The organism is Novosphingobium profundi (genome assembly GCF_018491765.1).
Classification (GTDB): Bacteria; Pseudomonadota; Alphaproteobacteria; order Sphingomonadales; family Sphingomonadaceae; genus Novosphingobium; species Novosphingobium profundi.
The window spans coordinates 1-8,570 of record NZ_JABWCU010000049.1 but is presented as its reverse complement, the minus strand read 5'-3'; the positions used below and the strand labels follow the sequence as shown (position 1 = coordinate 8,570).

Genomic DNA, 8,570 nt, shown 5'->3' with positions numbered 1-8,570 from the left:
TTTCGGCATTGGCCCATCAGCCCTGACCGAGGCCATGGAATTACTAAACCAACACCTGGCCACGGCCGCTTGATTGCCATGAAGCGGCGGATCTCACTCGCTCGCGGACGATCTTTGCAACAGAGCCCCTAGCTGGGCCTGGCATCCCCGTCCATGTTCGCAGCTGCGGTGGCCGCCGGGTACTGTAGCAGATGCACGTGCAGCGCCGCTTCCCAAGCATGCTACCAAGGCCCTATATTGTGATACTGCATCTGGTTGAGCCCACGTTTCTGACGGGCGCGGCCAGCACCGCCTGTAGCGCGTCAAACAGAATGAGGTTTTCGCGTTAATTTAGGGCAAGCCGACAGCGAAATACATATGCAGGACATAGTAGATTTGGTATGGGCAGCGAGATCGCCTTGGTTAGGCGGTCTTTGTACCCACGGCGTCAGGCAACGCCCCCCCTCCTGACAAGGATCCTGACGTCAAACCGCCTTTCTTGCAGAGATGCCTGTCTCCACATCAGGAAAGGCCAGGCCCGGTGGCGGACTGCCTCCGGGCCTGATACACGCCGAATTGGTCAAATTTCACCAATTTCTATCCTTGCTCTTGCAAGAAAGGCCCGAACGCATGACGAAAAGTCCTCAGGCAAGCCTTCCTTCACGCGCAGAAATCAATCAGGCTCTCAGTGCAGTAGGGCCTTTCTCCTGGCCCGAGGATGAGAATGATCTGATTGCGTTGGTGCAGCGAATTCTGAGCGAACTGCCTCGCACCAAGTAGCGACTGGTCGCATCAGACCTCCTCCTGAGGTGAGTGCGCACCATCCGCAGTGCCAAAACGGCAATAGCAGTCCCGGACAGGTGGGCGGCCACCAGCTGCTATCGCCGACAGAGGTCATCTGGAGACTTGTCCCATTGGGATCAGACGAGTTCCAGCCTGACAGTTGTGAAAAAGAGGGGAACGCCGGAGCTTGCAATGCCCGTCCTCGGCAAATGGGGCGGACACAATAGGTTAGAGGCCCCCTATCATCACACCGTGGATCCGGCCGCGTTCAGGTTCGAGCAATCACAGGCCTCTATATATGAACTTTGAAACCAAAAACGCTGGCAGCCTCCACCAATTGAATCAGTCAAGGCTGCCAGCTAGTTGCAGAGCATGAAGAATCATGCCCTTCGGGTCGCACCATAGGGATCACATAGCACTGGCCTGTGCACAACACGAATATTGTGCACGAGCAGCTCTGCGCGAAGAAAAGTTCTGGAGGCCTCTGCGAGCGGGTTACTTCCGGGCCTGCGCCAAGACACGTGACGCCGCGCCGTTTTCAGCGCGTAAGCGCGCGCCATAGCGCAGAGCCGTCGAGGGCGAGGACCAGCGCAAGGCTTGCGCGATGGCCAGCCCATCCTCGCCCGCGGCAAGTAAATCCTGGGTCAGACCCACGCGCAACGAATGCGTCGACAACGCCGCAATCGCTGCATCCAACTGGCCGGCCGGGATCACCGCGTGTCCCTGGCGCGCGGCTGCGAGCGCGACACGGCGGTAGATCCCGGTCACCCCCGGGCGCGACAGGGGCGCCGAGCCAACCGTGTACGTCACCAGCTCGGCCGCATCGGCGGTTCCATCTTCGCCCCAACGTTCGTCCGCGAGTTCTTTCGCGCGCTGGCGACGCCGATCAACACCGACCCTGCGAAACACCACGCCTTCGGTGATGTCCGCCTCGCTGCACCATTGGCCGACCCGGCGCATGGTTTCGGGTGAGAGCCAGGCCCAGGCGCCCTGGCCCTGCTGATCGGTCTTGGAGCGCGGAAGGTAGAGCAGTCCGGCTCCGTCAAGCTGGGGACGCAAATCGGCGAGGGTGACGGCGGTGAGCTCGCTTACCCGCAGTCCGGCATCGTACCCCAGCGAAAGGAGCGCGGCGTCGCGCACGCCCTGGAGGTCGGAGGCACAGGCCGCGAGCAGCGCGGTAATCGTGAATCCGGGAACCTCGCCCAACTCGCCCCCCAGGCGCAAGGGCGCGGCCTGCCGCTGCGGCGCGCCATGACGCCGACGATGCCCGCGCAGCGCACTGCGCACGATCGGCGCCGCGGTAGGCAAGTTGTCCGCGCGCACGCTCAGCATCTTGTGCAAGCTGGCGATACTGGCGAGGCGCCGCTCGAGGGTAGCGGGCTTTTTTCCATCGGCCTCGAGAGTCACGAGATAGCGCACCAGGTCCTCGGGATCGGCGGGCACGGCCGCGCGGTTCTCGTGGGCACACCAGGCGAGCCAGCACTCGAGATCGGCCGCGATCGCCAGCTTGGTGGCGGGTGCCATCGCCGCCAGTTCGACATCGAGCGCGAGGCGGCTGACCGGTGGAGCGCCGGACGAGATGGCGCGGCCAAGCACGTCGAGCACGCGTTCGTCGGGCGTGCGCTTTGCGTGCGCGCGGCGCCGACGCGGCAAGGGGCCTTCGGTCCGCACAACCAGGATGGCGCCGTCAAAAGACGCGGCGGCCGGCATGGCGTCTGCGCAGTCCGAATCCTCAGGCTCGGTGATGTCTTTGGGATCGTCGGTCATGCGCCCTGCCCTGCCGTTTCTACACTTTCCAATAAGCTCGCTGTTCTTATCATAAGTTCGGCTTATGGAAAGTGACCAATCCCGCGAGGGGGGGGCGCTGAAATTGCCTCGATACAACTCATGAATCACACCTCTCTAACATTGCCATCCTGCGAGGTGAGTGCCCCCGCGGCATATCAGTGCCACTAGAAATATTGAGCGACATTTTTTGCCGTGATTGCCTCATTCAAGGTTGCAGTGTATCTAAGATCGCGAAACGCGATCAATCAGGCATGAGACACTATGACGATCCAAGTCACCGTCAATGAGAAAGGCCGCATGAGCTTGCCCAAGGACCTTCGCGATCGAATGGGCCTGGTCAATGGCGGCGTGATCTACCTCGACGAGACCTCTGACGGGTTGGTCATCCGAACGCCCGCGCAAGCTGTGGCTCGCGCGCAGGCGCTCGCCAGGAAGTACACCGGATCCAATCCCGAAAGTTCGGTCGATGCCTTCCTGGCCCGCCGCCGCGAGGACAGCGGCGAATGAGCGATGTTGTGCTCGATGCTTCCGCTCTGCTTGCGATGCTCAAGGGCGAGCGCGGCGCGACAAAGGTCGCGAATGCGATCGCCGGAGCTCGGATCAGTGCCGTCAATTATGCCGAGGTCGTGAGCCACTTCATCTTTGCAGGGATGCCCGAAAATGAGGTCGACGCCATGCTCGACCAATTGCCGATCACGATCGTGCCCGCAGACCTCGCGGTCTCAAAGATCGCCGGCCGTCTGCGCGCCATCACTGCAACGGCCGGCCTGTCGCTTGGCGATCGCTATTGTCTGGCCCTGGCGCATCGGGACAACCTTCCGGCCTGGACCTGTGACAAGAACTGGAACCTGATCGCAAGCGAAGCAGGCGTTAAAGTGGTCCAGCTGCGCTAACGCCAAACATGATCCGCCTGCCTTGCGCCAATCACCAACCCCTTTTGCCCCCACCATCAAGGACACACCCGCGTGAATTCTCTGCGACCTGTCGAGATTAACCTCATCCAAAAGGTCTTTGAAACCAAAGGGCAGGCAGGTTGGGTGCTGGATTTCACCAATCGGACCTTCAAGGAATTTTTCGATCTCGAGCTGCAGATCGACATCTACTCGCCTCTCTACGCCGACGACGGAGATTCCAAAGGCAAGCGATTGCGCTGCTTTTTCCGCAAAGTCGACAACGCGCACGCCCTGCGCGCTTTGCGCAGTCTGTGGGCCTACCGTCAGGAGTTGCCGGAGGGATCTGTCGAGGACCTCCCAAACTGTGCCGAGCAGATTGCAGCCATCATTAGCAAGCTCGAAGCCGGCGGCCCGACGGAACCCAGGAATATAGCGCGCCCCGAGACGCTCGACATGATCGACTTCGCGTCGTTTGCAGATCGGCTTTACCAGATGAAAGACAAACAGCCGCACCAGCGCGGCCGGGAGTTTGAAGCGTTTCTCATTGAGCTGTTCACGACCTTCGGGATGAAAGGCGCCAAATCCTTCCGGAACACCGGCGAGGAAATCGACGGCAGTTTCGAGTTGGACCATGAAATCTACCTTCTCGAGGCCAAATGGTGGTCAAAGTCAGTCGGAGCAGCCGAGCTGCATGTGCTCGCTGGCAAAGTGCAAAACATGGCAACCTGGACCCGCGGCCTTTTTGTGAGCTTCGAAGGCTTCACGGACGTAGGCCTTGAAGCCTTCGGGAAGGGGAAACCGATCGTCCTCATGGAAGGACGAGAAGTCTACCTGGCACTGCAAAAGCAGATCCGCATCGACGATCTGATACGCGCGAAAGTGCGCGCGGCAGCTCATACAGGCAACCCCTTCACGCCGATCAAAAGGCTGGGGCTCGGCAATTTCGACTGAAGCCCCATCGGCCCAACATGAATGGCTCTACGGATCGGGCGCACTATGGATTTCTAGCCAGATAATCGCTACATCAGGTGAGAAGGAGCAACGTATGCAAGTGAACACCCGGAAAGGGCTTGAGGCAGGCCGTTCGCTGCACACCAAGTTTGGCAGCTGGAGCAATGTGCGCAAAGCCGCCAAGTTTGAAAACGGTGTCTACGTCTTAAAGAAGGACGCTGCGCCAGCTTCTGAGCCGGATAGCTCGGAACCAGAATCCAAGCCTGGCACCGGCGAAATCTACGCTGGCATTCTGACCAGTCCGACCCTGAAATCTGGCCTCGAACTAGGCCACGCTTGCGAGGTTGTAATCACCGGCTGCGGAAGCGCTGATATCAAGGTCGAACTGTCGAAATCTGCAGAAGCCGCGACAAAATAAGCTGCCGTGACGTTTAGCTATGGCTTGCTTGGCGCGCTGCTGCTGCTGCTGCCAGGCTTCGCGTTCGTTGTCGGAGTTAGATCTGGCGAGCCAACCAACTTTGCGACTCCCAGGCCTGATCCCCCAAACTCACACGCGACCATCTTCAAAATCGTCACTGGAGCTTTGCTCGTCCACACCGTTGGGGCCGCAATCTTCGCCTTCAATGAGGCACTATATCAACACTGGCATTTTATCTCGATCGAGATTGACCCGAACCCATATAAAATGCTGCTTCTTAAAGAAGCACCTTCTACGGTCAGCTCAAACGGGATTGCCTGGGAAGGCATTTATTTTGTCTTCCTGACCGGGCTTTCATTAAAAGCTGGTGAGATTTTCTCAAGAAACGACAAAAATACCACTGAGCGATATCCTCAACGGTTTGGCTGGTTACTTCCAATCGCGGAGAAAATCGAAAAGAAAAGCCACCTTGCACTCGGGTTTGTGCGGACAACCAGTACCCATAATGGAGCCTGGATTGGTTATGAGGGTCTGGTACAGCGAGTTGCGCTAGATGACGACAAAGGCATCACAATGGTCGTCCTGGAGCAATGTGATCGTTTCCTCGTCGAAATCGCAAATGGCGAAATCCGAAGGATCGACTCAAATTCAGAGCAGATCGCCATGATGCAATTCAAAGAGAGCCAAATAGCCGACTTTGCCATAGACCTCATTGATTACGACGGAGGGGAGCAAGAGGAAAGTGGATCTCGGCCAAGCCACATCAGACAGCTGGCCAAATATCTGACAAACGTCCTGCGCCAGTTTAAAATGCGTTCCTCAGGTCGTGAGGCATCCGACGTGCCGAACTAAGATGCACCTCACCATATCTCACCCTGAATAAGGACGAGCAAAGACCTATGATCGACTTGCCATCATGGTTTGAGCCAGCAAGGGATTGGACAGCCCTTATCGGCGGAACAGCCGGCCTATATACATTTGCGAGTACGCAGTACCGTCGCCGTCTTAGGCTCACCGTTGATTACCAAAATGTCCACGAGCAAGACGGCGAGTGGCATCTGTTTTCCGTGCACAATCGGTCGGACTTAACGATCACAATTCGATATTTTGGGCCAGCCTGGTTCATCACTTCGCCGCTTGGCCGCCTCCAGGTTGGCATGTGCTTTGACACCGAAGGTCTAAACCCCGGGCTGACCGTCATAGCGCCGGGTCAAACTATCGAATTCAATATGCATGGTGATTCCTGGCAATTAGCAGCACCATCAAATCTACGCGAGCGAGCAACGTTTCGAGTAGGAATCGAGGTGCCAACAACGGGAAAGCTCCTATGGATCAAGCCTCGTAAGTCTCGGCGATGGGACCTGACCATTCGAGAAAAACTAATTCATAGAATGTATGGACTGTGGGGCGCCAACCAAAAGCTCATTGATTGGGAATAAGTCTAAACTGAGTTTGCCCACATCAAGCCCTAAAAGCCTCAGCGGCATAAATTTGAAAAGCTGAAACGATTAAATCGATTGCCCTGCAAAAAGTTGAAATTCTCCTGAAATCTTCAGCGATCGGCCAACATCGATCAGACCGATGTATGCCTCGACTCGTCCCTTATGACACACGGCCTCTCCCAAAAGGGACTCGACAAGATCCGGATCGAAAGGAACGCTAACAGCGACATATTTCGATAGGGAGATGCGAGCGTGGCACCGCATGAATATCGAGAGTACACAGCCTGGCAAGAGCGCGACATCACAGCCCGGCTGACTAAATTTACAGCCGATGGAATCCTCACGGGTGCAACCATCTCGTTGCAAGAAAATGCAGCCCAAGAGTGGATTGCCGGCATCATTGCCCAAGGTGGCGGACCTCCAGCTGCGAGTACCGATGCACACGAAAATCTGATCCGTAGACAGCAACAGATTAAAGAGTCACTGGAATCCGATCAGCTTGAGTACACCCCCGTCCTTCGCATTACCGACAGGGGGGAACCAGACCTGTCAGAATGGGCTACTGGCTTTCTCGAAGCCATCGGCGACGAGATAGCCTTGTGGACATATTCCCTTGCTGACACGCGAGAGAAGCTGCTGTTCGCGCTTATCGGCGCCCACGTCGTTGGGCCGGCCGGTGACGCCGCAAGAGAATTCCTAAAACGCCTCCCCAACCAAGAGCCACTACAAAAGATGATAGGAACTTACTGGGAGGCCATTCCGGCACTCCTCGAGTACCTATATCGAAAGAAGACTGAACTAGCGCCGTTGCTTTCCTAAGGTGAGATCCTCGTGACGTTTCTCGAGCTATTGAGCATCAGGCCAAGCAGTCCATTGGCGGACGCTGTGAGCTGCGTGGATATTGCCGTCCTTCGAAATATCACCCTGGCAAGTCGGTCAATCAATATACAAACGCCAACAGTCATTGCGGCCCACATAATTTATGGAGCCGGAGACTTCCTGCGAAACACACTACCCCAGCTCGAACTCATTACCGGCCGAAGGGACCGCGATATCGTCGCACTCGAAACGCTTGTCTACTCGGCATTCTCCCTGCGCCGAGCCTATGGACAAACGACTCTCAAGGATGCGTCACAACCAATCACAGCTGCATTCAATGAAAGCTTTCTCGCTTGCTCGGAATGGGCAGAATTGAAGCTGAATAGAGGTGTCGCGACCGAATTCGAAAATAGATTGGCGCAATATGCGGCGGCCTACCGTTCAGGGGGGCTTGAAGCTGCAGACAGCATGTTTGCCGGGAACCTACAGGCCATTCCTTTGCAAAAAGGTCACAGCAAAGAGGCGTCTGCACCAGGCACACGCACTGACGTTGCAGCTCGAGCCATTATCGCGGGTTTCTCTGAGGCCGTCCCTCGCGAGATACTCACGAGGCTTGTTCGAAGCATGGACGGGCCCCAAAAGCATACCGAGGACCTAAAGCCCCTTGCGGTCGCATGATCCGACAAGCTGCTACTGCCCTCCCCTCCTTAACGCTTTCCAGTCCTGCCACATTCTGTCGTGCAACCCTTCATGTTTGCGCCGAAGAACTGAGAGCGTTGCGGCGCACAACACAAAAAGCGCAAAAAAAGTCGGTGTCCCGCGCATGTAAGCGTAAGCCAAAGGGCTAATCCCAGCCCATGAAAAGTGCGCCACATGGCTCAAGAGGGCCAGGAGCTGCAACGCTGTACACCAGAGTGGCCACGATCGCATGGAATGAAGGGCAAGATACCCAAAGCCAATGAACCCGACCACATCCGTCAGTATCAACCAGGATGATGCGCGCAATCCTTCCTGGCCAAGGATCATGACGAGAGTCAAAGCTGTTGCCGTCATGGCCAGAATGACCAACGCCCCCAGCCTTTCAGGGCCAGCCCCCTTCCAGAGCGCGAAGGGGACAAACACCACAAGAGCAACCCAAAAGGCGTAATATGCGATCAGCGCCAACGTCTGAACCCCTTTGAAAGCCAGATCGAAGGTAGACCAATCGCACGAAAGCTCGACGCTAAGGGGCCACGAACCCCTCGATTACCCTTCCGATGGCCAACATCGCGACCAACGTCAGCGCAAGCATCATAGCCAATGCTGCAACTATGAATACCCGACCAGAGATGCCAAATTTTGAATCAAAGCGATGCAGATGCCCATAATCCGTAAGCGCGAAATTCCGCGCACCTGTTCGGTTGAGTGACGCGGTGTGAAGGATGTGTCCACCAAGGAAGAGGTGGACACATGGAGTTGGCACCGATGGGCCCCTATGGGCTCGAGGTTGTAAGGGTG

At 56.9% G+C, this 8,570-nt stretch carries 9 protein-coding genes; 7 read left to right on the top strand and 2 right to left on the bottom strand.

All coding sequences use genetic code 11. The annotated features are described in order from the left end of the window. Positions 1-1,257 precede the first annotated feature (1,257 nt). Complete coding sequence (locus HT136_RS25685; RefSeq protein ID WP_214202606.1) at positions 1,258-2,472, bottom strand: tyrosine-type recombinase/integrase; 1,215 nt, start codon at positions 2,470-2,472, stop codon at positions 1,258-1,260. Positions 2,473-2,811: 339 nt separating this feature from the next. Between HT136_RS25685 and HT136_RS25680 the strand changes: the two genes are divergently transcribed. From HT136_RS25680 to HT136_RS25650, 7 genes are all read left to right on the top strand, one after another. After that, positions 2,812-3,057: an AbrB/MazE/SpoVT family DNA-binding domain-containing protein gene (locus HT136_RS25680; protein WP_214202605.1), complete on the top strand. Its 246-nt coding sequence runs from the start codon at positions 2,812-2,814 to the stop codon at positions 3,055-3,057. Beyond that, on the top strand, positions 3,054-3,443 hold the full coding sequence (locus HT136_RS25675; protein ID WP_214202604.1) for a type II toxin-antitoxin system VapC family toxin: 390 nt from the start codon (positions 3,054-3,056) through the stop codon (positions 3,441-3,443). The genes HT136_RS25680 and HT136_RS25675 overlap by 4 nt, the downstream gene beginning before the upstream one ends. Before the next feature lie 72 nt (positions 3,444-3,515). Beyond that, positions 3,516-4,394, top strand: a complete 879-nt coding sequence (locus HT136_RS25670; protein WP_214202603.1) for a restriction endonuclease — start codon at positions 3,516-3,518, stop codon at positions 4,392-4,394. A 94-nt stretch (positions 4,395-4,488) separates the two neighbouring features. Then, entirely contained in the window at positions 4,489-4,812 is a 324-nt protein-coding gene (locus tag HT136_RS25665) for a hypothetical protein (RefSeq protein ID WP_214202602.1), read from the top strand. Positions 4,813-4,818: 6 nt separating this feature from the next. Then, complete coding sequence (locus tag HT136_RS25660) at positions 4,819-5,664, top strand: hypothetical protein (RefSeq protein ID WP_214202601.1); 846 nt, start codon at positions 4,819-4,821, stop codon at positions 5,662-5,664. Positions 5,665-6,506: 842 nt separating this feature from the next. Then, entirely contained in the window at positions 6,507-7,073 is a 567-nt protein-coding gene (locus tag HT136_RS25655; protein ID WP_214202600.1) for a UPF0149 family protein, read from the top strand. 12 nt (positions 7,074-7,085) lie between these two features. Then, complete coding sequence (locus tag HT136_RS25650; protein WP_214202599.1) at positions 7,086-7,751, top strand: hypothetical protein; 666 nt, start codon at positions 7,086-7,088, stop codon at positions 7,749-7,751. Between the two features lie 12 nt (positions 7,752-7,763). On the opposite strand, the gene HT136_RS25645 is transcribed toward HT136_RS25650, so the two are convergent. Further along, positions 7,764-8,237 carry a hypothetical protein gene (locus HT136_RS25645; RefSeq protein ID WP_214202598.1) on the bottom strand — a complete coding sequence of 158 codons (474 nt, stop codon included), beginning with the start codon at positions 8,235-8,237 and terminating at the stop codon, positions 7,764-7,766. Between the last annotated feature and the right edge of the window lie 333 nt (positions 8,238-8,570).

Coding starts and splice junctions, on each gene's coding strand:
- HT136_RS25685 (WP_214202606.1), bottom strand. CDS start 2,472: ATGCCGGCCGCCGCGTCTTTTGACGGCGCCATCCTGGTTGTGCGGACC.
- HT136_RS25665 (WP_214202602.1), top strand. CDS start 4,489: ATGCAAGTGAACACCCGGAAAGGGCTTGAGGCAGGCCGTTCGCTGCAC.
- HT136_RS25675 (WP_214202604.1), top strand. CDS start 3,054: ATGAGCGATGTTGTGCTCGATGCTTCCGCTCTGCTTGCGATGCTCAAG.
- HT136_RS25680 (WP_214202605.1), top strand. CDS start 2,812: ATGACGATCCAAGTCACCGTCAATGAGAAAGGCCGCATGAGCTTGCCC.